The sequence below is a fragment of the Paenibacillus xylanilyticus genome (assembly GCF_047246825.1).
In the GTDB taxonomy this organism is placed as follows: domain Bacteria; phylum Bacillota; class Bacilli; order Paenibacillales; family Paenibacillaceae; genus Paenibacillus; species Paenibacillus xylanilyticus_B.
The window spans coordinates 135,225-160,925 of record NZ_JBFOLB010000006.1; the positions used below are offsets into that span (position 1 = coordinate 135,225).

26 protein-coding genes and 1 riboswitch are annotated in these 25,701 nt (G+C 47.7%); of the genes, 6 read left to right on the forward strand and 20 right to left on the reverse strand.

The window, feature by feature from the left end; all coding sequences use genetic code 11:
• Positions 1-203 precede the first annotated feature (203 nt).
• From AB3N00_RS25710 to serS, 15 genes are all read right to left on the reverse strand, one after another.
• Complete coding sequence (locus AB3N00_RS25710) at positions 204-1,247, reverse strand: EAL domain-containing protein (RefSeq protein WP_413037110.1); 1,044 nt, start codon at positions 1,245-1,247, stop codon at positions 204-206.
• 210 nt (positions 1,248-1,457) lie between these two features.
• Positions 1,458-3,719, reverse strand: a complete 2,262-nt coding sequence (locus tag AB3N00_RS25715; RefSeq protein WP_413037111.1) for a bifunctional 2',3'-cyclic-nucleotide 2'-phosphodiesterase/3'-nucleotidase — start codon at positions 3,717-3,719, stop codon at positions 1,458-1,460.
• A gap of 482 nt (positions 3,720-4,201) precedes the next feature.
• Entirely contained in the window at positions 4,202-4,618 is a 417-nt protein-coding gene (locus AB3N00_RS25720; protein ID WP_095291705.1) for a pyridoxamine 5'-phosphate oxidase family protein, read from the reverse strand.
• Positions 4,619-5,024: 406 nt separating this feature from the next.
• Positions 5,025-5,483 carry an NUDIX domain-containing protein gene (locus AB3N00_RS25725; RefSeq protein ID WP_413037112.1) on the reverse strand — a complete coding sequence of 153 codons (459 nt, stop codon included), beginning with the start codon at positions 5,481-5,483 and terminating at the stop codon, positions 5,025-5,027.
• Positions 5,484-5,546: 63 nt separating this feature from the next.
• Positions 5,547-6,311, reverse strand: coding sequence for a LamB/YcsF family protein (locus AB3N00_RS25730; RefSeq protein WP_413037113.1), 765 nt, complete (start codon positions 6,309-6,311; stop codon positions 5,547-5,549).
• Positions 6,311-7,336: a biotin-dependent carboxyltransferase family protein gene (locus AB3N00_RS25735; RefSeq protein WP_413037114.1), complete on the reverse strand. Its 1,026-nt coding sequence runs from the start codon at positions 7,334-7,336 to the stop codon at positions 6,311-6,313. The genes AB3N00_RS25730 and AB3N00_RS25735 overlap by 1 nt, the downstream gene beginning before the upstream one ends.
• Positions 7,333-8,058 carry a 5-oxoprolinase subunit PxpB gene (gene pxpB / locus AB3N00_RS25740; RefSeq protein ID WP_413037217.1) on the reverse strand — a complete coding sequence of 242 codons (726 nt, stop codon included), beginning with the start codon at positions 8,056-8,058 and terminating at the stop codon, positions 7,333-7,335. Before pxpB ends, AB3N00_RS25735 begins: the two co-directional genes overlap by 4 nt.
• Positions 8,059-8,133: 75 nt before the next feature.
• Positions 8,134-8,715, reverse strand: coding sequence for a histidine phosphatase family protein (locus tag AB3N00_RS25745; protein ID WP_413037115.1), 582 nt, complete (start codon positions 8,713-8,715; stop codon positions 8,134-8,136).
• Between the two features lie 49 nt (positions 8,716-8,764).
• Complete coding sequence (locus tag AB3N00_RS25750) at positions 8,765-9,337, reverse strand: DUF1572 family protein (protein ID WP_413037116.1); 573 nt, start codon at positions 9,335-9,337, stop codon at positions 8,765-8,767.
• A 52-nt stretch (positions 9,338-9,389) separates the two neighbouring features.
• Complete coding sequence (locus tag AB3N00_RS25755) at positions 9,390-9,719, reverse strand: DUF952 domain-containing protein (RefSeq protein WP_175395837.1); 330 nt, start codon at positions 9,717-9,719, stop codon at positions 9,390-9,392.
• 52 nt (positions 9,720-9,771) lie between these two features.
• Positions 9,772-10,329 (reverse strand): GNAT family N-acetyltransferase, encoded by a 558-nt coding sequence (locus tag AB3N00_RS25760; RefSeq protein WP_413037117.1) that lies wholly within the window; start codon positions 10,327-10,329, stop codon positions 9,772-9,774.
• A 1-nt stretch (position 10,330) separates the two neighbouring features.
• Positions 10,331-10,702 (reverse strand): DUF2809 domain-containing protein, encoded by a 372-nt coding sequence (locus AB3N00_RS25765; protein WP_413037118.1) that lies wholly within the window; start codon positions 10,700-10,702, stop codon positions 10,331-10,333.
• Between the two features lie 56 nt (positions 10,703-10,758).
• The gene (locus AB3N00_RS25770) at positions 10,759-10,968 is read right to left on the reverse strand and encodes a hypothetical protein (RefSeq protein WP_413037119.1); all 210 of its coding nucleotides are present in this window, start codon (positions 10,966-10,968) and stop codon (positions 10,759-10,761) included.
• 161 nt (positions 10,969-11,129) lie between these two features.
• Complete coding sequence (locus AB3N00_RS25775; protein ID WP_413037120.1) at positions 11,130-12,236, reverse strand: Ig-like domain-containing protein; 1,107 nt, start codon at positions 12,234-12,236, stop codon at positions 11,130-11,132.
• A gap of 255 nt (positions 12,237-12,491) precedes the next feature.
• Entirely contained in the window at positions 12,492-13,796 is a 1,305-nt protein-coding gene (gene serS, locus AB3N00_RS25780) for a serine--tRNA ligase (protein WP_413037121.1), read from the reverse strand.
• Positions 13,797-14,185: 389 nt separating this feature from the next.
• On the opposite strand from serS, the gene AB3N00_RS25785 reads away from it, so the two are divergent.
• Positions 14,186-15,421, forward strand: a complete 1,236-nt coding sequence (locus tag AB3N00_RS25785; RefSeq protein ID WP_413037122.1) for an MFS transporter — start codon at positions 14,186-14,188, stop codon at positions 15,419-15,421.
• 441 nt (positions 15,422-15,862) lie between these two features.
• Here AB3N00_RS25785 and AB3N00_RS25790 read toward each other — a convergent pair whose 3' ends face one another.
• Both AB3N00_RS25790 and AB3N00_RS25795 read right to left on the reverse strand, forming a co-directional pair.
• On the reverse strand, positions 15,863-16,372 hold the full coding sequence (locus AB3N00_RS25790) for a hypothetical protein (RefSeq protein WP_413037123.1): 510 nt from the start codon (positions 16,370-16,372) through the stop codon (positions 15,863-15,865).
• A gap of 151 nt (positions 16,373-16,523) precedes the next feature.
• The gene (locus AB3N00_RS25795; RefSeq protein ID WP_413037124.1) at positions 16,524-17,924 is read right to left on the reverse strand and encodes a phospholipase D-like domain-containing protein; all 1,401 of its coding nucleotides are present in this window, start codon (positions 17,922-17,924) and stop codon (positions 16,524-16,526) included.
• Positions 17,925-18,284: 360 nt separating this feature from the next.
• Positions 18,285-18,397: riboswitch (TPP riboswitch) on the forward strand.
• A 325-nt stretch (positions 18,398-18,722) separates the two neighbouring features.
• Between AB3N00_RS25795 and AB3N00_RS25800 the strand changes: the two genes are divergently transcribed.
• From AB3N00_RS25800 to AB3N00_RS25820, 5 genes are all read left to right on the forward strand, one after another.
• Positions 18,723-19,763, forward strand: coding sequence for an ABC transporter substrate-binding protein (locus AB3N00_RS25800; protein WP_413037125.1), 1,041 nt, complete (start codon positions 18,723-18,725; stop codon positions 19,761-19,763).
• Positions 19,764-19,798: 35 nt separating this feature from the next.
• Positions 19,799-20,089: an MTH1187 family thiamine-binding protein gene (locus tag AB3N00_RS25805; protein ID WP_095291668.1), complete on the forward strand. Its 291-nt coding sequence runs from the start codon at positions 19,799-19,801 to the stop codon at positions 20,087-20,089.
• Positions 20,089-20,847 carry an ABC transporter permease gene (locus AB3N00_RS25810; protein WP_413037126.1) on the forward strand — a complete coding sequence of 253 codons (759 nt, stop codon included), beginning with the start codon at positions 20,089-20,091 and terminating at the stop codon, positions 20,845-20,847. The genes AB3N00_RS25805 and AB3N00_RS25810 overlap by 1 nt, the downstream gene beginning before the upstream one ends.
• A gap of 43 nt (positions 20,848-20,890) precedes the next feature.
• On the forward strand, positions 20,891-21,799 hold the full coding sequence (locus AB3N00_RS25815) for an ABC transporter ATP-binding protein (protein ID WP_413037127.1): 909 nt from the start codon (positions 20,891-20,893) through the stop codon (positions 21,797-21,799).
• 98 nt (positions 21,800-21,897) lie between these two features.
• Positions 21,898-22,704, forward strand: coding sequence for a TatD family hydrolase (locus AB3N00_RS25820; RefSeq protein WP_413037128.1), 807 nt, complete (start codon positions 21,898-21,900; stop codon positions 22,702-22,704).
• Positions 22,705-22,776: 72 nt separating this feature from the next.
• On the opposite strand, the gene nfsA is transcribed toward AB3N00_RS25820, so the two are convergent.
• The 3 genes from nfsA to AB3N00_RS25835 all read right to left on the reverse strand — a co-directional run bounded on the left by nfsA (position 22,777) and on the right by AB3N00_RS25835 (position 25,489).
• Positions 22,777-23,520: an oxygen-insensitive NADPH nitroreductase gene (gene nfsA, locus AB3N00_RS25825; protein ID WP_413037129.1), complete on the reverse strand. Its 744-nt coding sequence runs from the start codon at positions 23,518-23,520 to the stop codon at positions 22,777-22,779.
• Positions 23,513-24,178, reverse strand: coding sequence for a TetR family transcriptional regulator (locus AB3N00_RS25830; RefSeq protein WP_413037130.1), 666 nt, complete (start codon positions 24,176-24,178; stop codon positions 23,513-23,515). Before AB3N00_RS25830 ends, nfsA begins: the two co-directional genes overlap by 8 nt.
• Before the next feature lie 150 nt (positions 24,179-24,328).
• Positions 24,329-25,489 carry a YhgE/Pip domain-containing protein gene (locus tag AB3N00_RS25835; protein ID WP_413037131.1) on the reverse strand — a complete coding sequence of 387 codons (1,161 nt, stop codon included), beginning with the start codon at positions 25,487-25,489 and terminating at the stop codon, positions 24,329-24,331.
• Positions 25,490-25,701: the final 212 nt, after the last annotated feature.

A 25,701-nucleotide genomic window follows, 5' to 3' on the forward strand; every position in this document is an offset into this window, starting at 1 on the left:
GAATCTGTCTTTGTTGTTATGTAAGACCCTCTCCATGTCGACCTTAACCCTTATCTTTCAAACCTTATTTATCTATAGGGCTATCTTATATATCGGCTAAAGTTTGTATTTATTTGATCACAAAAATTTACATGGAATGTCAAACAAGCCACTCCGCTGATCCGAAGTGACTTGTCTATGTATACATAGAAAATACTCATTATTTAGGCAGATGTTTGCCGGTAAGGACCCTGCGGCGGCTTAGCCGATGGTTTGCCAAAGTAGTATCCCTGTGCCAATTCAATACCTATCGAACGACAAAAATCAAATTCTTCCATTCGTTCGATCCCCTCCGCGAGCACACGTCCCCCAAACCGGCGTGACATCTCTACAATATCGATAATTTGCTGTTGTTTGACCTGATCGGTATCGCATTGATCGATTAAACTTCGATCGATTTTGACAAAATCCGGTTCCAACCGATTCATTAATTCAATTGTCGAATATCCAGCCCCGACATCATCCAGTGCAACCGACATTCCACGGGAACGATACACCGAGAAGATATGCTGGAGGATGGACATATGCTGAATCTGTTCCGTTTCCACCACTTCAAACACAAAATCCTTGGGATCCAGTGCCAGTCGATCAATCGCTTCAAACGTATGGATCAGGCAATACTCAGGATTGTATATAGAGGAAGGCAGGAAGTTGACAAAGCGTTTAACACCATGAGGCAAAAAAGCTGCACTTGTCTCGATCGCCGTAATCCTTGCGGTTCGATCCAAAAAGGAATGCAGACCGGTATCGCGGGCAACCTCAAACAAATCATAAGGACTGAACGGTACTCCATCTTCGGCAGGTCGCAACAGGAACTCGAATCCGATAATCTGTTCCCTTGCATCGACAATGGGCTGCATATGACTGCTGAATTGATTGTTCAAAATGATAGACACCAGATCTGCATGCTTGAATCGGGATTCCAGCATCTGAGAACTAATCCAGCCTGTCGGATCAGCTGTTTCATGGATCGGAGTTACCTGTACTTTAATGGATTCTGGCAAGGTCTTTTCTAGCTGCTGTATCTCCTTCAGCCAGTTCAGTACCGAATCAGAATTCGAATAAGCCATCCAGATTGCCTCTTCCGAATGTTCAACATGCACACCTAACGTTCGCAGCGCTTCCAGCAAAACAGGGGAAACGGGACGCAGATACAGAGTACCTTGATCCTCAATTGGATAGATTGGACTGCAGCCACTGCAATTCATGTAGAACCCCCTTGCCGGTATATGATTCTATTTCAATTAATGTTTATTGGTATATACCCAAAGTTTGTAAATATTATAGCATGGGTCATAAAATTAATCTCTACTGTTTTGATGACTTCCTGTATGAACGTTTTTGCTGCAGTCTTAAACATATTTGCAGAAAAAAACCGACAGTCTGATGACTGTCGGTCTTCATTATCCGCTTATTAATTATGAAGCGGGAATTACGATTTTCTGTCCAACTTTCAATTGGTGCACATTTGAAATTTTGTTGGTTGTGGCAAGCTTGCGCCAGTCCACACCATACTTCAACCCGATGCGGTACAGGTTGTCCCCTTTTTTCACCACATACACGACTTTGCCGCCTGCTGGTTTCTCAGGTTGCGGCACAGGTTTAGGTGCTGGTGCTGGTGTCGGAGCAGGCGTTGGCGTTGGAGCAGGCTCCGTCGTACCTGGTTCTGGAGTTGCTGTCGCTTCTCCAGTCAGTCTCAAACCATACTCAGCAAAACCGTCATCATTGGTACCAATGAAAGACATCGCCGGGTTTGCTTCAACCAGCGCTTTGGCATCCGGTGAAGATGCGAACACCACTTCAAGATCGTTCAACGCAGCTGCAGTTACACTTGCCGAAGGCTTGATTGGCGCCAGGGACCAGTTGCCATCTGCTGCCGGATTGATCGTTTTGTTATCACGGATGTAGTCAATGATCACTTGACGATTCTCGTCAGGTGCAGCCAGAACGATACGTTTGCCGTCCGGATTGGCCAGTTTGGACGAGGAAGCACGATAATTGTTCGTCGCCACGATGAACTTTTGTTCCGGATCAATCGGTTTGCCATTAAAGCTCAGATCTTTAATCCGGCTTGCCGATGCATTAACAACGGTTGCTTTCGCATCATACTTCGCCGGCTGTGTCACATCAATTTGATAGGTTACACCGTCGATGACATCGAAGTTATACGTTGGGAAATCCATGTTGATCAGCTGCTGTTGTCCACCCTTGGCCGGGTCGATCTGGTTGAACTGGCCTGCAGACCATTCGAGCCATTCCTTGATTTCGGCGCCGTTAACCAGAACCGCATGTACCGTATTTGGATAAACGTACAGATCAGCCACGTTCTTAATCGCAATAGTTCCTGCAGGGATATTCGTGTAATACGAAGCACCTGAACGGCCGCCGGCTTTGAACGGAGCTCCAGCAGACAATACCGGGATATCTTCGTATTCTGTTCCTTGCATATGTTTCTCTACGTACCATTTCTGTGCATTCGTCACGATCTGAATGGATGGATCATCCTGAACCAATGCGAAGAAACTGTTGATTGGTGCAGTCGTCTCTCCAACCGGACCACGCACATATTCAAGAGTGCCTTCATGTTCCTCATGAACAGCATCAACGATCTCTTGGTCAGCATCGACAAGTGCCTTTTTGTTGGCTGTATCATAGATCGGACGCGCCTCCACTGCGGAGTCTACCACGTTCCATTTGCCGTCTACCAGTTCCAGATCCAGGTCGATGATCCCGAGGTGGTCACCCCAGAAGCCTGGCTCAACAGAAGGTACACCATTGATGGTACCCTTTTCAAGATCTACGCCTTTTTTGCCGGCAAAATCAGCACTCGGGAATACTTTGTGGGCATGTCCAAACAAAATGGCGTTAATGCCTTCCACCTGACTCAGATATAATACCGAGTTTTCCATCAGATCCGTTTGAGGAATATCCTCAAAACCGGAGTGTGGAATCGCCACGATAATGTCTGCGCCTTCAGCCTTCATTTGCGGGATGAACTTTTTAGCGGTAGCGATAATATCCTTGGCAATGACTTTGCCTTCCAGATTAGCGCTGTCCCACTGCATGATTTGTGGCGGTACAAATCCAATGACACCTACCTTGATGGTGTGCTCTTTGCCACTTTCATCCGTTACTTTTTTGTCCAAAATTTCATATGGCGTGAAGTAGTTCTTGTCATTGGTTTCATCGTCGTCACCGTCATCCACATAAACATTGGCATTAATATAAGGGAAGTTCGCGCCTTCAAGCGTCATGTCCAGGAAATCCAAACCATAGTTAAACTCGTGGTTCCCGATGTTTCCTGCATCATAATCGAGCAGGTTCATTGCTTTATATACAGGGTGAGTCTCACCCTTTTGAAGTGGATCGATTTTGGCTACATAGTCTCCAAGCGGGTTACCCTGAATCAGGTCACCATTGTCGAACAGCAGGCTGTTTTTTGCCTCATCACGCGCTTTTTTGATCAGCGTGGCTGTTTTGGCCAAACCATACTCGTCCGTCTCTTTGTCAGAGTAGTAGTCATAGTTAATCAGATTATCATGAATGTCTGTTGTTTCCATGATCCGCAATTTTACCTTGGCAGCATCTGCAGCCGATACAGGTACCGGAAATACTGCAAGCACGTTTAATGCAACCAAAGCGGCAGTCAGGCTTGATAATACTTTCTTGTTCTTTCTCAAAATAACCCCTCCCGGTTATGTACATTGAATCATGCCTTAGTATGCAAACGAATAGGCGCAGAAATAGGATAGATTTCATGGGTTGTGCGTACTGGAACCCCGGTCTCTACCAGCAGAATTCCAGGTTAGTTTATCTCACATGAACATCTATTCATATCTGTGCGTATCGTTTACATTCCAAATCATAACGCAATGTGAAGCGGTTGAAAAGCATTATTTTTTACTTTATCCGCACATACTAAGCTAACTTTACATAATCATGCGGAATTTCGACATTTTTCTCGCTACTTTTGTTAATATATAGTTTACGTTTAGTGTTAAATACGTATATTACATACGGCTTACATGTATATCCAATTCAACCTGATCATTTCCATAGAAAAACCGTGAAGCCACTTGGCATCCACGGTTAATATGTCCTTTTAGATATAGCTGGGGCCGATCATCCCTTCTACTCCAAAAGGTACTTTATTGAGTTTGTGTTACTGTTCCCACACCTGATGTTCATGATCCTTGCCTGTGTATTCAATGCGCACCGGTGTAATATCCAGAATCACATAATTCGGATCATTCGGGCCGTCAAACCATGCTTTCAGTTCGTCATTCCATACTTCTTCGCGCAGGTTCTCGTTCTTGGTCACTTCACAGGTTCCCTCAATCTCTACCACTTCTTTGGAGCCACCTGCCTCGTAGCCGAGCAAAAGACTTACATTCGGGTTGTTCTCAAGCTCCTCCACCTTATGGGTACGGCGGTTCGTCGCCAGATGAATATTCATGCCATCGTTAAAAAGCGCCATATAGCGGGATTTCGGTTTACCATTTTCCACAGTCGAGAAGCTGCAAAAAGGATTGTTTTCCAATGCCTTTACAATGTTTTGTTCCAGTTCAGTCTTATTCATGGGACATGCTCCTTCCGGTTTGGGGGTTAGTTTTGATGAGCATATGGGCAATCGTTACGGTTACGGATCGTTCTTTCGATCGCTGTTGTCTCTAAATTTTCTTGATTTGATCTTTATAAGGTTATAATTCAGAGACAAACGCGACCGCTCACGCTTCTTCAGAATCGATTCCGTCCCCTTCACTACTTCCCCAGCTCTTCAAATCTGGGATTGCTAGGCCAAGTGCATTAAATATGCTTATTAATCGCCCTTCTTGTGGGCTTCCTCAGTTCTTCATGTTAGCGCATAACCATCGGCCTGCTTATATAAGTTGTTGTGACATAAAAGCCTGTACTTATAGTGTACCCACCCCACCTATGGTGAATCCATGAATCCGTTCTTAAACGTGACAATATTGGAAAGAATACTAGTTCAGATCCCCCAGATAAATCCGTGATGGCAACCGCTTCAGCAGCAATTCACCAATGGTTTTGGGGTACAGCCGGACTGCAGGCAGATCTTCAAGTGCGATCCACTCCACCGCGACCTGATGATCATCCGGATTGGAGCCTTCGAACACTGTCGCCCCTGCATCCTTCAGGGTGCATTCGAAATAAAATTCAACCTGGTGGACGTCTGCGTCCCACTCGGCAAATTCATGATTTTTTCCGATATACTCACGGATATGCAGCAGCTCTCCCACCGTCACTGCCTGTCCAATCTCTTCCAGACACTCGCGGGCAACCGCATCCTTGAGTTCTTCGCCCTTCTCTTGTCCTCCCCCGGGGAAAACATAGGCTGTACCGTATTGATCCTCCAGTCGAATCACAAGCAAACGTCCATCCTGTACAATGACCGCCTTAGCTGAGTTGCGTATGGGTTTCATCGTGTTCATCTACTCCTATTCATCTCATATGTATTGCCCAGATGGTCCGCTTCCGAACCATTCTTAAGGTGTTCCGGCAGCAGCGAGGATAATCCCTTCAGCTTCAAGTCGCATGCGGATCTCCCTCGCAAAAGAAAGGGCATGCTCCCCATCACCATGTATACATATAGTCTCAGCCTTTAGGGGAATCTGTGCGCCTTCCGTGGAAACAACGATTCCTTCTCTCACCATACGCAGAACTTGAGCCAGCGCCAGTTCCGTCTGCTGAATGACTGCCCCGGCTTGACTGCGAGGTGTCAGTTTCCCATCCGAACCATAGGTACGATCTGCAAACACTTCGCTCACACTGCGCAAACCGATGCGATCCGCTGCCTGTATGAGCTGGCTGCCTGCTAGACCATATAAGTACAGCTCAGGCCGCACGTTGTAAACAGCACGGGCAATAGCTTCAGCAAGCACCATATTCTCTGCAGCCATATTGTACAAAGCGCCATGTGGTTTTACATGATGCATGCAACCACCGTATGATCGGACAAAGGCATCGAGCGCGCCAATTTGGTATACCACCATGTCATAGGCTTCCTGTGGTGTAATTTCCATACGTCTCCTGCCAAATCCCTGCAAATCCGGCAATCCGGGGTGAGCTCCAACCGCAACCTGATGTTCCAGGGCCCGCTCCACGGTTGATCGCATGGTCCCCGGATCCCCCGCATGGTATCCGCAAGCGATATTGGCGGAAGTAATCAGCGGCAATACCGCTTCATCCCACTGCATTCGATATACACCATAACTTTCGCCCAGATCACAATTGATATCCACCGTCTTCATTAATAGCCCTCCGTTTCAATCAATCTTCTGCGGATAAATGCTGCACCCAATTGTAACTCCCGTTCCTGGTGAAGGAACAATTGCTCAGCTTCTTCATGTGTAATTGCCTGAAAAGCAACCCGTGTCCCTGGCCTCGCCTGGGCCAATACCGGCAAATCCACCCGAGCCACCTGAGCAATGACAGGATATCCTCCAATGGTTTGATGATCTGCCATTAATATGATAGGCTGACCATCTGCAGGCACCTGTACTGTGCCGTAAGTAACGGCTTCCGATAATCGACTGATGGGTTGTTCAAGCTCCAGTCTCACGCCTTCCAATCGATAACCCATCCGATCCGACTGGGGACCAATAACATATCGTCCATTATAAAATTGCTCCAGGCCAGACCGGGAAAACCTGGAGTTATCCATGCCTGGCATAACACGAATCACAGGCTCGGCCTGATATGAGGGCCATTCCCTGCTTGATAGAAACCACGCAGCTGCCTTCATTGGTAATTTTTCTATTTTCGCTTGCCTCAGCAAATGATTAAGCATGGCTTGCGCTTCAGGAGAGTCCTCTCCCGTTGGAAACATATCTCCTGTACGCAAGGCACGGCCGTCCAACCCACCCATACCTGTTTTGAGATCCGTACTTCGACTTCCCATAATCTCAGACACCACAATCCCGCCAGCAATCGCCAGGTATGCCCTTAATCCAGATCGGCACTTTCCAAATTTCAATACACTTCCAGCCGTTAGCGCAACCGGACGCCAGAGCGGAACCGGCTGGCCATCTACGGACGCCGACAAGTCCGCTCCACATAAGGCGATGAGGTGATTCTCTTGAAATTGGAGCTCGGGTCCCGACATGGTCATTTCCAGTACGGCTGCACTACGGTGATTATTGACCAGCATATTGGCCGCTATGGCGGCAAATGCGTCCATGACCCCGCCGGTATGAACTCCATGCCGTCGATACCCGTATCTTCCTTCATCCTGAACCGTGGACAACAACCCTGGGCGAATGACTTCAATCCTCATCCTTCGCCCTCCTTCCATTCCTTATAATCCTGCTCGGTAATCGGTTCAAAACGAATCCGATCCCCTGCCTGGAGCAGGCTTGGCGGATCTTGTTCAGGGCGAAACAGCGTCAGAGGAGTTCGTCCAATACATTGCCATCCACCAGGAGTGGCTACCGGGTAGACTCCGGTTTGCTCGCCGCCGATTCCTACGGTTCCAGCCTCCACCCGCAGCCTAGGGGTTGCCCTTCGGGGTGTAGCAATCCGTTTAGATAAACCACCAAGATAGGGAAATCCCGGTGCAAATCCGATCATGTGAACCAGATACTCCCCCGATGCATGGATGGCAATGACTTCATCTGGCGTCAGCCCATGTTCATCTGCAACATGCTTCAAATCAGGCCCAAATTCACCACCGTAGCAAACCGGAATCACAACGGTTCTGGCGTGATCATGTACCGATTCTTCCAGCATGTTTAACCGGGCTAATAACATACCGCACACCTCTTGATAAGGGGAGGATAATCTTGCTCCTTTTCCTGCCGTTGATACAGCAGTCGCTGCAATAATTAGTGGATCATAGAACAGTGCAACTGATGCAAACGATGGCACCAACTCGCCCATGCCCGAAAAAGAATTTTGTTCCAGTAAAGTACAGACCGAGATCACTCTGCGATGAACCTCATCCGATATCGTATCTCCACACCGAATCATTACTCCAGCCTCACCCAGTGGAGACAGCATCTCTTCTGTCCACGAATACTTGGTTATGCTCACGCCATCGCCCCCCCTTGCCGGCAAGTTTAATCGCTTTTCGTTTTATTTCGGATTTAGATGCACACTGCAATTGTACAGTTCACATGCCCAAACTCCGGCTTTCTTTTTAATCCGGGTAATCGAAGTGTTGGACAACTTGGTACTAATATCTAGCGCAGGGACCAAGCCTCTGAGGGCATTCCGCAGAATCGCGCCATGACTAACCACAATCACTTTGCCATTAGGGTGCGCCTTACAAATATCTTCGATCGCCGCACTGCCGCGCACAGTTCCAGCCTCTGCAGCTTCCCGTCTCAGCTCAAGGCTGCTCCAGTCCGCGCCCCATTTGGCTATACGTTCTGCTTCCGTAGTTCCTTCCACTTGTCCACCGCCCATCTCACGCAATCTTGGGTCCAGGTGAATCTCGTTAATCCCCAGCCGCTGTCCAATGATCCGTGCCGTCTCACTTGCCCGCTCCAAGTCACTCGCATATATCGCATCCCACGACTCTGTACTCAGCCTTTCAGCAAGCAAAACGGCCTGTTCTCTCCCTTCCTGATCCAGAGGATTGTCCGTCTGTCCCTGGGACCGTTTTTCCTTATTCCACGCTGTGCTTCCGTGACGTATTAATGCAAACTGTGTCATAATGTTCCTCACTTTGTTCTGTAATAGGCGTTTAATTCATGTTTATCGATCAACCCTTGCCTAACTCATCCTTGGTAAAATGCCTGCGTGCTTTCGGCTTGGCAAATTTGCCGTCGTTGTATCCTGCGGACCCATTCCTTGGAATGGAAAGGCTGTTCCACGGTGTTTCTTTGAGCATTTTGGCCGCGTAGATGATCTGTCCCACATGGTATGGATAATGCGCCAATTGCCGTGAAATGGCCTCCATGATGGTATGTCCTTCATTGCGGATGTATATGATATGTGAGAGTTGTTCCGGTGTAAAAGAACGAATGGCATTCAGCAAACAGTTCCAGCCTTCTTCCCATTTGTCCAGCAGTTCTTCGCGGGTGGAGATGTCATTCACGAATTCGGCATCACGCTCCCGCCATGGTTTTTCTCCATCCGTTATGAGCACGTCCGTCCATCGGGATAACATATTGCCCCACAAATGCTTCACAATGACTGCAATGCTGTTGTCGTCTTCATGCCATGCCTGAAATAACTGCTCGGTCTCAAGCTGCTCCATTGCCTTTTCTCCGAGCTGCTTATAATACTCAAATTGCTTCTCGGCTGTCTCCAGAAATGCCTGATTCATATTCATATCCAATATGCCAACACCTTTCTGTATCAATGATCGCGTTTCAGGGATTGCATTACTCCGGAAAAGAAAGTACTCCCTCTTTATTGGGCTCAAAAGGAATAACCTTCTGCACCGCATCCAGATTAAGCTCTCCATAAATATGAGGGAACAGTTCGTTCAATTCATACAGGTCTTCATATACAAGTTCAGGCTTCAATGCTTTCTCATCAATACCGAGCAATAGCAGATCTGTTCGCCCGGCGTAATATTGTGCGGCTACCCATGGAATTTGCTCCTTGGTGGAACAATGAATGAACCCATCCGTCTTCAGGCTATCTGGTGCGTACACGTTCTCCTTGGATACCTGCTCCCATACCGATCGGGAAATAATACTGTAGATCATTGTTCCGCCTCCTTATTATTTCTTCTATGTACTCTGTGCATCATTGAACGTATTATAGATCATCCCGGATACGGGAGTACAATTTCTGATCCGTGAACACACCTTTGATCTTCAATTGTTTGCGAAGCAAGCCCTCATATGACATGCCCAGTTTCTCCATAACCCGTGCAGATCCGATATTGCCTGCGTTGCACCTGCCTTCCAGCCGGTTGCAGTCCAATTCCTGAAAGCAATAATTGACGATGGGCTGCATCGCTTCGGCAGCAATCCCTTTGTTCCAGTGGGCGCTGGCAATGGCATATCCCAGATCAGCACTCTGCATAAATTCATTAAAATGAAAAATCCCTCCTCGACCTATCAGGCGACCGTTATCTTTCAGAACAAAGCCCCACAGATACACCAACTTCTTCTCATAATTGTCCAGTGCACGTTGAATGTATTGAACAGACTCATCCACTGTCTCATGACAGTTCCACAGACTTTGCGCACTCACTCTTGGGTCGGAGGCGAATGCAAAGTAATCCTGGGTATCCTCCAGCGTAAGACGTCTCAGCCTCAATCTCTCGGTTTCGAATTCTGGTGCCTCGGCAAACAGCTTCTCGATATTCATATTAACGCCTCCTATTACTTAGGAAATAATGATCTATCACAAACATGCACATAATCCCTACCGTGTACCTGATTAGATCTGCCACCAGAAATCCGCGTCCCAAGATCAGACCTCCGAACATTGTTGAACGCAACTCATTAAGCCAAGGCGTCTGGATCATTTGTGAGAACTCTATCGCCGAGCTGAATATTACGCCAAACAAGATGGCCCAAACCCTGCTGTGACTGATCCAAATCATACGTATCCCAAAATAGACCATGCCTGCCCACAACGCATCGCCAGCATGTTCACGCAAGAAAACAGGCAGCATTCCCCCAAAATGCCGGGAGGCTAGCCCGGCTGCCATTGTAATTACTGCCGCAATAAGATACATCAACCTTCCTTTAATCAACATCACCTTCTTAGATGTTTGAATTCCAAATGTACTCCCTACACATGAGCCTGTTCTTCAGCCGCCCTCCCCTTTTGATCGGACTTCAGATGGTAGCCTGCTTTGTACTTTTCACATGCACGTTGCTTCATGCCTTCAACCCGGGTACTCTTCTGAAACGTTAGTAGGGAAACGATGGATAGCAAAAGATACCCCAGGTAAGCCAGATCATTCAGATCCAGGTTTGAGCTTACAAATGTAGCTTTCATGTAATCACGTCCATTCCGTTCTTAATTTCGTGTATACAGCCGCCACCAACCTCTGGGTGACTTCGAATTTTGGTATCTAAAAAGGGGCGTATATCTACGCCCCCCCTCTGCTGTCCATTGCATTAATGAAAAATAATGGTGTCAATCGCTATTTTGATGAGTTATTTTACCGTTACCGGTATCGTCACTTTCTTGTTGTTCCATTTGGCCGTTATGCTTGTTTTCCCTTTGCCCACAGCCACAACTTTGCCATTCGTTACTGTAGCTACACTTGGTTTCGTACTGCTCCAGACTGCACTGTTTGTAACAACCGTCGTTTTACCAGTGTCATATTGAGCCATAACCGTTAGCGTAGTGCTTCCCTGTGGGGATAATACAAGCTTCTTCTGACTTGGAATCAGTTTTTTGAGCAGCGGAACAACAGTAACTTCTGCCTTTATTGTCTGATTTTGATAGGTTCCTGTCAAGGTCGCCTGACCTTCCGTCAGCGTTTTGACCGTCCCGTTTTTAACGGTTGCCACCGCATTATTCGATGAAGTCCAGGTCACCTGCTTCGAGAGATTAATGGTTTTTCCATTTGCATATGTACCAATAACCTTCAGTGCTTTGGATTTCTTGATATTCAACTGCATTGCAGTAGGAGTCACTTCAACTTTGGTAATAATGTCAGTGATAGCGACAGGTACTTTAACGGTTACTGAACCGTATTTGCCTTGTAACAGCACTCGGCCAGGCGTATTGCCTTTGATCTTTCCATTTTCCAGCACAGCCAAATCATTCGATACCGTCCATACGATCTCTGACGTTACATCTTCTTCTTTGCCGTTCGCACGTACAATGCTGACTTTGGGTAGCGTGCTTTCACTGCCTTTGACAAAACTGTACGATTTGGGCGAGGCTTTTATGCTTTTGATTTTCTCGGAAACCTGAACAAGGATCTGGGCCTTTGCTCCATCGACCTCGGCATATATGGTTGCCTCACCAGCTGCTACCGCCTTTACTTTACCCTTCACAAGGGTTGCAACGGCTGCATTACTCGTAGACCATGTGACACCTGCAGTTACATCCTGCTTGTTGTCAAACCCTTCCACTTCAGCCATAACCTTAAGCGCAACGGTCTGTGACACACTTAACTTTTGCGGACTGCTGTTGGTAATTTCAATGGAGGTCACGTCACCCGCAGCAGCCAGAATGTGTGACGGAGCCAGTACGGTACATACCATGATGAGTGCAAGCAATCCTCGAAGTGTGATTTTGATTCTGTTCATTTCAATCTCCCAGCTCCTATAATCCAATATTTTACTTCTATTATATTATATCGGAGATGCAAAGCATAAAAGTGAATATTATAGCAATAAAATGATAAAAGGATTGAGATTCGACAAAGAATACAGGTGAACTATGGAACATATAGAACTGGCAGCTAGGCTTGAACAAGAATATCTTTAGGTAACAGACCATATGTTTGATTAAACGGAACCCCATTCAGGGTTCCGTTTGCTTTTACAATTTTTCACAATACATTACTTCTGGTTTTCTTCATCTAGATTCGGCAAAATCAAATATTCAGCACCATTCATATAAGGCTGGAGAGCCGCCGGAATACGGATGCTTCCATCCTCCTGCTGATGATTCTCCAGCAAGGGGATAAGGATCCGCGGCGAAGCTACGGCTGTATTGTTCAGTGTATGGCAGTACGCCAGTTTACCCTCGGCATCACGGCAGCGAATATTCGAACGACGCGCCTGAAAATCATGCAGGTTTGACGACGAATGGGTTTCTCCATAAGCCCCCCGGCTCGGCATCCATGTTTCAATATCATATTGTTTATACGTTTTCTGGGACATATCTCCTGTGCACACCGCGACTACCCGATAAGGCAGCTCCAGCAACTGCAGCAACTCTTCAGCGTGCCCGGTAATTTCCTGCAGCATGCGCTCCGATTCCGCCGCATCTGGTGCACAGAGAATGACCTGTTCGACTTTGGCAAACTGATGAACCCGGTATAACCCTCGCACATCACGACCGCCTGATCCAACCTCACTGCGGAAACATGTCGATGCGGCAGCCAGCTTGATCGGCTTCTGTACATCCACAATTTCATCGGCATAATACGATACGAGAGGTACCTCCGAGGTTCCGACCAGCCACTTACCCTCGCCTTCCAGCTCGTAGACCTGATCTCGTCCTGTCGGGAAAAAACCCGTGTTCACAAGTGCATCCTCCCTGACCATTAAAGGCACTTCCATAGGCGTAAATCCATGCCTCAGGAGCAAATCCAGCGCAAGCTGCTGTACAGCCCGGTGCAGAAGAATCCCTGCCCCTTTCAGGACATAGCTCCGTGTTCCACCGATCTTCACCCCGCGCGGAATATCGATCAGATCGTGGAGCTCCCCGAGTTCCACATGGTCCTTGGCTGTGTAATCGAATTTAGGTGTTTCTCCCACGCGCCGCAGCTCCACATTATCCTCGTCGGATGCTCCGTTCGGCGTATCCGGCGATACAACATTGGGCACCAGCCATTGCAGCCTGGTCACTTCCTCCTGCACGTCCGCAAGCTTCGCTTCGACCTGTTCCAGCTGCTCATTAAGCTGTTTTACCTGAATCCTCAGTCCTTCGGCCTGATCCCGATCCCCGGATTGCATCAGTTTCCCAATATCCGTTGATAATGTGTTTCGCATTCTGCGTCCTTCTTCTGTCTCCTGCAAAAGCGCTCTGCGCTCCTCATCCAGTTCCAGCAATGCATGAATGCTAATATTGATTTTCTTCCCGTCGGCCGCTGCCTGCACCTCATCTGCATGTGCCCGAATCCACTTCATGTCCAACATGGTCACCGTCTCCTTTGGCTGTAAAAATGCAAAGAGCGCCCTCATCCCTTGGGACGAGGAGCGCTCTGCTCGCGGTGCCACCCAACTTGCCGAATCAGGATATCCTCATTCAGCCTCTTGGTCCGCGATAACGGGCGGTTCCGGTTAACTTGGGGATATATTCGCTCCCCTGGCGATAACGCCTCCGAGTTGGATGCTCTTCAACGGCATGGTTCCGATCTGTAATTGTTGTGTCTCAGTATATACGAACGCCGGACCTAATTGCAACCTTCTGTATCGATCCGGAATTCATGGCATAACTTAACATGTCCTGTTATGATAGACTTTGTCTCCAAGATTGCGCTTTATTGTGATCCTCATTTTATGTATATAGGTAGAAGGAGTTCTTTATGAAAAAATTACTTTGGATCGGATGTCTATCCTATTTCCTGATTGGACTTGCCCACGTTGTGCTCGGTTCCATTCTGCCGGTTGCACTTGAACATTATGGCAAGGATTATAGCCAAGGCGGAACGCTGATCTTCGCTCAATTTGCCGGATTCCTGGGTGGTGTATTGTTATCTCCATGGCTGAACAGACGCTTTGGTAAACGGGGAGGCCTGTTAATCGCCACAGCACTGCTCTGTATCGCAGAATTATCCTATATGCTGCTGCCACCGTGGGGCTGGATGTACGTCATCGCACCCGCAGCCGGCTTTGGATTCGGAATGGTTGAAGCTGTCATTGGTACCATTATCATTGCTGCAATCAAAGACAATACAGCCGTTGCCATGAGTCGACTTGAAGTGTTATTCGGGATCGGGGCGATGGTCATGCCGCTCATTGCCAGCGGTCTGATTGCTGCCGGATACTGGCGCCTTTCCTTTCTCGTTGTTGCGATCTGCGCAGCGCTGACCTTTGTTTTCTGGGCGAAAGGATCATTCGGTGAACTCGATAAGGTTCTAGAGCGACGTAGTTCTAATAACGGTTCAATACATGCCCACACTGCCGGGGCATCAGGTGAGATGCATCCCGTAGCTGTCAGCACACCCGGTCCAACCTATCGTGGCCGTAACATGACTCTTCTGGTATTATTCGTGCTTTTCTTCTTCCTTTATGTTGGTACGGAGATGAGTCTTGCGAACTTCATGCCAGCGATTCTGATTGAGAAAATGAACATGAAGGAAGCCGGAGCAGCGCTTAGTGTCACCTGTTTCTGGATTGCCATGTCTGTCGGACGACTCTTCGCCGGGTATATCGCAGAGAAATTCCAATACCGCGTCTATGTCCTGTACAGTTGTCTCGCATCTGTTCTCTTGTTAATGGTATTTCCATTTACAAACCAAATCTGGTCTGCGTTTCTCATCATCTTGCTGCTTGGACTTGCGATGTCAGGCATTTTCTCCATTGCCCTTGTCTTCGCCAGTAAACTGTTGCCCGGAACAGAAGAGTCCACACCCAGCATTTTGATTGCCTCAGGTGGGGTTGGCGGTGCCATTCTGCCTTTGACTACGGGATGGAGTCTTGATCATCTGGCGGTTAATCAGTCTGCATGGATGCTTGCCATCTTTGCAGTTGGCCTGCTTGTCATTAGCGTAATCACGTATCAATGGCAGAACAAACATATAGCGAATTCTGCGACTTAACAGTTCTGTGTTGATCCAGTTCTGAGGATTAGAAATACCTATTATTGAGATTGAGATTGAGATTGAGATTGAAATGTCTACTGTCATGACCTGACGGTGGACATTTTTTTGTAGCGTTACTCTGTTCTAACGAACCTAGCACACGCTATCCCCCTCCATTTCTACATGTTTGAGATCTAACGAATCCTAGAGCCGTTATTTTAGGTAATTATCTCAAATTCAAGGTCTCGTTGCAGTTTCTTAGCATAATAACGCCGCTGAGATTCGTTAGATTTTTTATTCCCTAAAAACTGGCCTAATAAGGTGTTCTCGATTCGTTAGCGCTGTAATTACGGGGGCAAGTGCCCCATCTTTGCCTCTGATCACCTTAAATCAAAGGAAAGAATACGATCTATTCTCATTTGCACAAGATTGCCCAGGAAATACTTATGGCCAACCGAATCACACACTTTTGTTAACAACAGGCATTACAGGCCCGTTATCCTTGATGAATTTACCGAATACATATCGCACGAGGGGCCCCAAAATGATCAATTGATATGGAAGCGCCAGGCTAAAGTTACGAGCAATTGTATGGAGATACGTACGGAGTACGGATGACCCACTTAATTGATCCGCGAGATATGCCGAGATCATTCCATACAAGGACATGATCAGAACCATGCCAATCACCATAAAAAATGACATAGCAAGCACACCCAATATCTTATTGGACTTGTCAAAGGGCAAGGAGAATGCAATCTTTCTCGCCACAGGGCCAACAATGAAAGACTCCACCAGAAACGCGATGACAAAACATAATATGAATTGAAGCAGTATCTCAAGCGGGGACATCTTGCCGAGTAACCCACTGTGCCATAGATTGAAGAACATCATGACCAAGACCATTCCTGTGCACATCATTAATCCGAAAATAATTTGTTCCCTCTTGCTTGTTGGCAATTCTCTCATCCTCTCTGTTTACCTTCGTAATTATAGAGATGAGGAAACCCTCCACATAAGTGAACATTCTGTGTCCAAATTAAAATTTGTGAAAGTAGCTATATCTATTAGCTGGTCATGTGCGGGATTAATTCCATAAGGAATAGTGTTCTTTTCTATCCTACAACATAAATTTCCAGAGAAAAGACAGTTTGGATAAAGCTGTGATTGCCATTCGTTTGATAACAGAGCCTTTCTGATTCGTAGATTCTGCTGGATGCTCACCTTTATTCACACGCGTACTATGTGCACGTTTGATATCCATAGCCTCTGTTAGTTCGTTGGCGAATGCAGAACCAGAAATGACCACAGCAGATTCGGTATTTAGAAAGGCGGATCTGGGATCAAGATTATACGAACCAACCATGCTGAGGTAATCATCCATGACAAATGATTTGCCGTGTATGGAATAAGGGCCTTGGTATTCATAAATGGCCAGACTGGTATCAAGCAACCGTTTCTTAGAGCTTAAGTATCCCGCGAAAGCCAAAGGGTTAGGGGTCTGCTGGATTGAATTGGTTAGCATGACCCATTCTGCTTTTGGATTCATCGACAGATGTACTGCTTTCTTCATTTTCTTGGTAGGAATGGCATATGGCGTCTGAAGGTACACTTTCGACTTTGCTTGATTGGCGAAATGAACAAATGCTCTCCACATGGTCGGGTCTTTATACAGCCTTTTGATTGGATTGTGAATGAAAGCGACGTGGTCGGAATGAAGAGCTCCTTGAGCCCATTCCTTCGGCAACACTTTAACAAAAGGATCGCTCTGAGCCCGGGCTTTTTTATATAACTGAGCCAGCCGAGCCAGCTCTTTTAACCCCTTTGCATGATGCTGACGTTTTGCATGTTTTTCTGGTTTGGTGAATGGATGATTCCATAACCGATCTATATATTTTTTCATTTCAACAACCGTGCTGTTCGTATTATGCTTTGGATTGTAAACAAGGACATCCCGATCGAATACATAGTCTTTTTGGGGTTGCAATGCCATGTATCTATCACCAATATTTTGGCCGCCAATGATGCCATATGTGTTGTCCACAAGAAAGATCTTGTCATGCAGACGATTATGCCATGTCCATGGCATAACTATGTTGAGTGGTTCATAATACCTTAACTCTACATTGGGGTGAGCTGCAATGGCATCTGGAATATCACGCAATTCTCCGCGCATGTTGTGAAAAATCCCGTCTAAAATGATTCGAACATGAACACCCCGATCAGCTGCATCGAATAAAGCAGCAAAAAAGAGTTGAGATGTTTTTCCTTTTTGGATGGAGTAATAAGCCAGGTCGATGCTTGTTTTCGCCTCTCGAATGGTCTGGATTCTCACCTGACCGGATTGAAAGCCGTCCTCCAAGAGCAATACGCGATCTGTCGTACTTCCTGCGGTTAACAATTTTTGGATATCCGTATTTTCAATAGTAGATGGAGACGGAACCAAAAATAAGAGGTAAGCTGTGAAAAAAACGTAGATACAATAGGATAGAATAATTGCGAATATGGTTTTAAGGATCATTCAGTACGCCCCCATATGTAAAAAATAATTATTTATATAGCAGTACTATCTCCTTTTGTATCTAAATTATGTTGTTTAAATGAATCAAGCGACTCCGGTCAAGGTCAAACGATCAAAAGCTGATCATTGAAATAGGGAAAGCAGCCCTTATGCGACGAGATATCAAACATTGGATTTGATCCAAGTATTTGTTGGGAGCCGCCTTATATTATTCGCCACGATAATTATTGAAAATTAAACAGGCTGTTATACATATGTATAACAGCCTGTTTAATAAGTTCATACGTATCCCATCCAGTTCCTGACTGGACACGTTCCACCCGCTGGCCTATAATAACACCTAGTAATGCCCGTAACTTCATAGTTTCCCAGGGGAGTCGGAATTGGCCGGCTGAGAGTGTATCCCACGAAGATACTAACCCTTAGACCTGATCTGGATCATGCCAGCGTAGGAATCGGAGTATATTGAATAGGCCCAGCCATGTGCTGTACGCCACCTCTCTAACGCCTGCACGCGTCCCGGATTTCGGGACGCTTTTTTTGATAATATCAGAAAGTACAGGCTTCAAAGCACCACTTACCCACCTACCTGATATTGCAAGAAAAACTGCCGCCAAATCGGTCTGGCTTCTTTTTTTACATAAGATAAGACATTTTTCCTAATTTCTTTTTTGTATAAAAAAGGATGCCATCCGGATCATAGCTGGTATAAATCGAAGGATTTATGCACCATGCTTGGATATGAAGCCAAGGAGTACCCCGTGCCACTGGCCGGACATATGAAGGAGAGAAATCAAGATGAGATGGCGTAAAATGATCGGCCTCCTGCTCTTGTGTGTGACACTGGTCACCGTCGCTGCATGCGGCAGCCAGGAAGCATCACCCACAGGACAGAACGGCAGCAGCAACACTGAAAACACCAATGAAGGGGATAGCGCAGCACTGAAGGATGTCAAAGTCGTGCTCGACTGGACCCCAAATACAAACCACACTGGCCTGTATGCCGCCGTGGATCAAGGTTTCTACCAAGCGGAAGGCTTGAATGTTGAGATTGTGCAGCCGGGTGCTGGGGGAGCGGATACGATGGTTGCGTCGAACGAAGTGCCTTTTGGCGTAAGTTATCAGGAGAGTGTAACACAAGCCCGTACACAGGACGTTCCGCTTGTCTCCATTGCAGCCGTCATTCAGCATAATACGTCCGGATTCGCCGCTCCGGCGGACCGAAACATTAAATCACCCAAAGATTTTGAAGGCAAATCCTATGGCGGCTGGGGTTCCCCTGTGGAAGAAGCAGTCATGCAATCCATAATGGAAGGCGAAGGCGCCGATGTGTCCAAAGTGAAAAATATTAATATGGGCGATGCCGACTTTTTTACCGCAGTGAAACGGGACATTGATTTTGCCTGGATTTTCTACGCATGGACCGGAATTGAAGCCGAGCTGCGCGGAGAACCCATCGACATGCTGTATGTGAAAGATTATTCTGACGCGCTGGACTATTACACCCCTGTACTCGTTACGAACGAACAGACAATTCAGAACGATCCCGAGCTGGTTAAGGCGTTTATGAAGGCCACTTCCGAGGGGTACCAATACGCCATTGATCATCCCGAAGAAGCTGCGGACATTCTGATCAAGGCTGTACCGGATCTGGATAAGGACCTTGTTTTGGCAAGCCAAAAATGGCTCAGCCCTAAGTACAAGGACGATGCCCCGCGCTGGGGTGAGCAGAAACAGGAAGTATGGCAAAATTACACGGACTGGATGTTCGACAAAAAACTGCTCGATGAGCAGATTGATGTATCCCAGGCGTATACGAACGAATTTTTGCCTCAATAAAATACAACTCAACCCGAAAGGAGCCGTGATCTCTCATGGCAAGCACACTGCTTAGCATTCAGGTCATTCCCAAAACGCCAAATGGTGAAAATTCATACCCTTACGTGGATCGTGCCATTGAAGTTATTCAGCAATCCGGTTTGAAGTATCAGGTCAACCCGCTCGACACCACGATGGAGGGAGAACTGGAGGAACTGCTCGAAGTTGTCCGCAAAATGCACGAGGTGCTCGTGGAGGCTGGCAGTCCAAGCATCATCTCCCAGATCAAAATTGCCCATAGCCCGAACGGCTTCAGCATGGATACTCTGACGGAGAAGTATCGCTAATGCATACCTATTTCAAAAGTGTATGGCCGCCCATTGTGGCGGTTATTCTCTTTATAGCGATATGGCAGGGCGCGGTGTCCCTGTTTCACATCGAAAAATGGATGCTGCCCGCTCCTTCCGACATCGCACATGAAGCGGCATCCCAGGCAGAACGGCTCGGCATGCATGCATGGGCAACCATTCAGCTCACGTTGATCGGCTTCGCGGCAGGCACACTGGTAGGACTGCTGATTGCGATGGTGCTGCACCTGATTCCATTCCTGAAATCTGCCCTGTATCCATTACTTATCCTTAGTCAAAATATACCGACCATCGCGCTTGCTCCGCTCTTGCTGATCTGGTTCGGATTCGGGCTGCTGCCCAAGCTGATTACCATTATCCTGGTCTGCTTCTTCCCCGTTGCTGTTGCTGCCATGGATGGCCTGACCCGAACCGATGCCGCAATGATGAATTATATGCGCATGGCGGGAGCAAGACGCGGACAGATCTTCTGGAAGCTGGAGCTGCCGCACGCTTTGCCCTCGATCTTCTCCGGTGTCAAAATTGCCGCCACGTACAGCGTGATGGGCGCCATCATTGCAGAATGGATCGGATCGGATAAAGGGATCGGCTATTATATGATGCTTCAAAAGTCTGCCTACCGAACAGACCGTCTATTCGTTGCGATCATGATTATTGTAGCGCTCAGCCTGCTGCTCTTCCTGTTCATTGCCCTGCTGGAGAAGCTGCTCGTTCGCTGGCGACCACAGAAGCGTTGAATCGCATCATAAGCAATATACAAGGTTAGGAAGTGAATGCGAGATGACACTCAAACAAAACGAACAGGCGCAATCTGTGCCAAGCGGAAGTGCCACAAATAAGGGATCAAATGAAGGATCACTCACTCCCTCTCCTGCTGATATTTCCGTTTCCGGGACAAGGAATCTGCCTGCACTGGAAGTGCAGGACGTTCATGCTTCATTTCGGGAACGCAGGAGCAAGCTCCCGGTCCTGAACGGATTGTCCCTGACTGTGGAGCAGGGCGAATTTGCAGCCATCGTTGGTCCTTCCGGCTGCGGCAAGAGCACGTTGTTTCACATCATTGGAGGCTTGCTAAAACCGCAAGCAGGCCAGGTCCTGATGAACGGACAGAACGTTACCGGACAGCGGGGTAAAATCAGCTATATGCCACAGCAGCCTGCTCTCTTCCCATGGCGTACCATTGAAGAAAATGTGCTGCTTGCAGGTGAAGTATCGGCAAGTGCTCCGCCCAAGGCAGAAGCACTCACGGAAGCACGGAAGTGGTTGACCAGTGTTGGTCTCGCCGGATTCGAACAGGCCTATCCGCATATGCTATCGGGCGGCATGCAGCAGCGTGCTGCATTTCTTCGCGCCCTGCTCAGCCCACAGGAACTGATGCTGCTCGATGAGCCCTTCAGTGCGCTTGATGCATTGACGCGCAGCGATATGCAGCGCTGGCTGCTCGATATCTGGGAACAGAACCGCCGCTCGGTGCTGTTCATAACCCATAATATCGAGGAGGCACTGCTGCTTGCCGATCGAATCTATGTGTTATCCAATCGACCTGCTGCAGTGCTACAAGAGGTAGATGTTCCTTTTGGCCGTCCAAGACGTGAAGAAATTACGGAAGAACCTGCTTTCCTCGAACGCAAACGACAGATTTCCGAGTGGATGAGAGAAGAACAAAAGAAAGCCCGGCTATCTCCATAGTACGGGTTTTTGGTTATATTTATCTAAAGCGGTGGTCCAGTTCAGCATCCTTTGCGTATCACTATTCGAAAGACAAAAGACTACAAGGGGGCACCTCCATGCATACTCAAGCTTTTGCACCATTAATCGATGCTCATATTCATTTTGATCAATACACGCCAGATGAGCAACGTGAGATGCTGCAATCCTTTTCGGACAAACAGGTTGAAGCGCTGATCGCAGTTTCCATGAATATGGCTTCGGCCCAGGCCAATCTGGAGCTGGCGAGACAGAATCCCCGAACCGTGTATCCGGCCTTCGGCTTCCACCCGGAACAGTCCTTGCCTGCCGCGGCAGACCAGGACCTCTTCTTCGATTGGATTGAAAAGCACATCGGTCAAGCTGCAGCCATTGGGGAAGTGGGATTGCCTTACTACAATCGCCAGGAAGCTGAACAGGCCGGGCAAGATTTTGACCAGAGCGGTTATATCGAGCTGCTTGAACGATTTATTCTGCTCGCGAAGCGGCATAACAAACCCATCGTGCTTCATGCCGTATATGAAGATGCCGACATCGTTTGTGACATGCTGGAACAATATCAGTTCAGACATGCCCATTTTCACTGGTTCAAAGGCTCTCGCAAAACAGTTCAGCGGATGGCTGATAACGGGTATTTCATCTCATTCACACCTGATATTCTATACGAAGAGGAAATCCGTGATCTGGCAAGGCAGTACCCTGCCGAACAGGTCATGGCGGAAACTGATGGCCCCTGGCCTTTTGAGGGACCGTTTCAGGGGTGCATGACACATCCCGCCATGACGAGGCAGGTCATTCAGGCCTGGAGCGAGATTACCGGCATGGAAACCGAGCGGGCAGCACGACTCTTTTACCAGAACACCAAGCGCTTCTACCGTTTGCCCTAATTCAGGGTGCAGATGACGACAACAAAAAGGTCAGCCGGGACTCCCCGGCTGACCTTCTTCTATACAACCCCTTTAGCGCTTCATAAATCCTCTGCCTTCGAGGTAAGGCTTCATTTGAAGACGTGCCGGCTCCGTAAGGCGTTTCGCCATCAACTCGGACCATGGTGTGGTACGTTCACCGTTCGTGCGAGCTTTCATGTATGCTGTCGTTGTTTCGTCGTAGCTTTCTACGCCCTGGAGCGTCTGCTCGGCATCATAGCGATTGCGGTGAAGCACCGCTTTTAATGGCAGACGTGGGCGAATTCCGGTTTCCTGATCGGCTACGCCGATACACATACCGAACACAGGGTAAACTCCTTCCGGCAATCCCAGTAATTCAGTCACTTCCTCAATCCGGTTCCGCAGCCCGCCAATATATACAATCCCGAACCCAAGCGACTCAGCCGCCAGAGCGGCATTCTGGGAGGCCAAGGCCACATCGATAGTTGCTACCATGAAGTTCTCTGTGGAATCGGCATAGGATTCCTTCTCTGGCAGGTGGCGCCTTGCCGCATCACTCAATCGGTACAGATCCGCACACCATACGAGAAAAACAGGACATTCTTCCACATAGACTTGGTTACCTGCCAATGCAGCGAGTTTCGATTTTAGTTCCGCATCCGTCACGGCAACGACGCTATATGCCTGTACGCTGCTGGATGAGGAAGCCATCTGCCCGGCTGCCACAATTGCCGCCAGCTGTTCCTCGCTTACCGGGTCCGGCTTGAATTTCCGCACCGAGCGGTGTTTCATCATCAATTCAATCGTTTCATTCATGTCTATTCACTCCCAGTCCTCGTAGTACGAATTCAATCGTCTGTTCAGCCAGCTGATCTGTATCCATATCCTCATAGTTAAACGTAAACCGTGAGTTTTTGGCACGTTTATGTGCCAGAGCCACACCCATGACCTGAAGCATTGCATAAGATACGGAATCGATCTGGAATATCCCTTGGTCCTTGCCTTCTTGCAACAAGTCCTTCACTTTGGTCCATACAGGATCCAGGAAGCGAAATACGGTAGCCGTGCGATGGGTATTCAGCGTTATTTCAAGCTGTACAATATCGCTCATCTCCCAGTCATTCATCGTGAACTTCACGACTTCACCTACAATTTTGGTGATACCCTCAACAGGGGACATGGACTCCGCAGCCAAATCATTCAGCATATGACCAGGAAAGAAGTGCTCGAATATGGCTTCAAACACCTTTTCTTTTCCGCCAAAATGATACGAGACCAGTGACACATTGGCACCTGCCTCATCACAGATTTGACGAACACTTGTCCCGTCATACCCCTGCTGTGCAAAAAGTTTCTTGGCTGCAAGCAAAATCCTCGTTTTGATATCCAATTCCGGTTCCGTCATTCCGTTCGCTCCTCTTGTCCGTTCTTTTCTATGCTCCAGCTTCCCGGGCTGCAGCCAGGCTGTTCTCATCTATTTATTATGAAAGTTTGTATATCAAAGCGCAAGGCACGTTCAATGCCATGCCAGAGCAGCAACTGTTCGTCTGATTACAACAGGCACCCCGATGAAATTCACCGGGGTGCCTGTTCCACTGCTATGAAGTCAGGTACAACTGTAATGTTAGTTATTCATTTGAGCCGGGCTTGGTGCAGCCGCTGGCATGCGGTGTTTTTTCAACAATGTCACAACTAGGGAGAGTGCAACCGCGATGACCAGGACAATGGCAACAGAGCCTGCTGCCGACTGAACTCCAGGTCCACCAAGTTGAACGCTCAGAATACCCTGAACCGCGTACGTTGCAGGCAAATACTGTCCAATTCCGCTGTAGAAGCTGTTAAGCAGTTCACGCGGCACCATTGCACCGGAAGATACCAGCTGCAGGGACAGTGAGATGATGTTGAACAGGCTTCCTGCAGGTCCGAAACAGATCAGGAAGAACTGGGAGAAGAACATGAACGTGCAAAGGAACAGAGCCTGGAACAACCAGAAAGCGACGAATCCTTGAGCAATCTGTCCTCCCAGCGCAACAATCAACGATGAGCCGAGAAGGGATACAACCAGAGCGGATCCGATGTTAATCACAATTCTCGCACCGAACAGCGTCAGGCGGGAGTGCGTAGCTGACAGCATCCCCATTGCTGTCTGCAGATTCATACCCATGATCATGGCGCCGACATAAGAAGCTAGTACCATCATCATCGGTACCATCTGATTATTCATTCCATTCACGGGGTTAATCGAAGTTGTTGTTCCTTCGACCCGGGAAGCCAGGTTGGCAGCAGCAGCTGCAGCCTGATCCGCAGGTGCTCCTGTAGCCGTCAGCAGGGTCTGTACACCTTGAGCTGTTGCTTGCTTGTTAATCGTGTTTGTTACACTTTGTGATACACCTTGCATCATGCTTTTGATCGTAACCGGGTTAGCCTCGTTAATCGTGTACTTAATTTCGGCTGTGGAACCCGCGGTCTGAAGCAGCTCGTTAAAACCTGCCGGAATATTCAGCACCATGTGCACTTGGTGATGATTCAATTGATCCAATGCTTCAGCAGAACTGAGATCGGATACCGTGTGGAAAGGCAGTGTTTTAGCCATACTATCCGCTATCCCTTGGGACATTTCTCCGTCCTCATTCACAATCGCAACCGTCAATTCATTCGTGCGGTCGTTCACGCCGGAATATGCAGTCATCCAGATGACACTAAAGATCACTTGGAACATAAGTGCCGTAACGATCCCTACAATCACTGGCGGTTTTTTCAATAAAATGCGTAATGCCTGTAACATGAATAAGGTCCCCCATTACAAAATAGTTCTAATTTGATTTAAACGATCGTTTGAATCAAACAATTGTTTAAATTTTAATGGCATATGTCACTATTGTCAACTGATTTCTGAAATGTTCAGAAAACATAATTTACATTTCACAAATAGTGCTGCACATTTTCATAAGAAGACAAGAAAAAGCACGGCTCGCCGCAGCAAACCGCGCTTCCTCT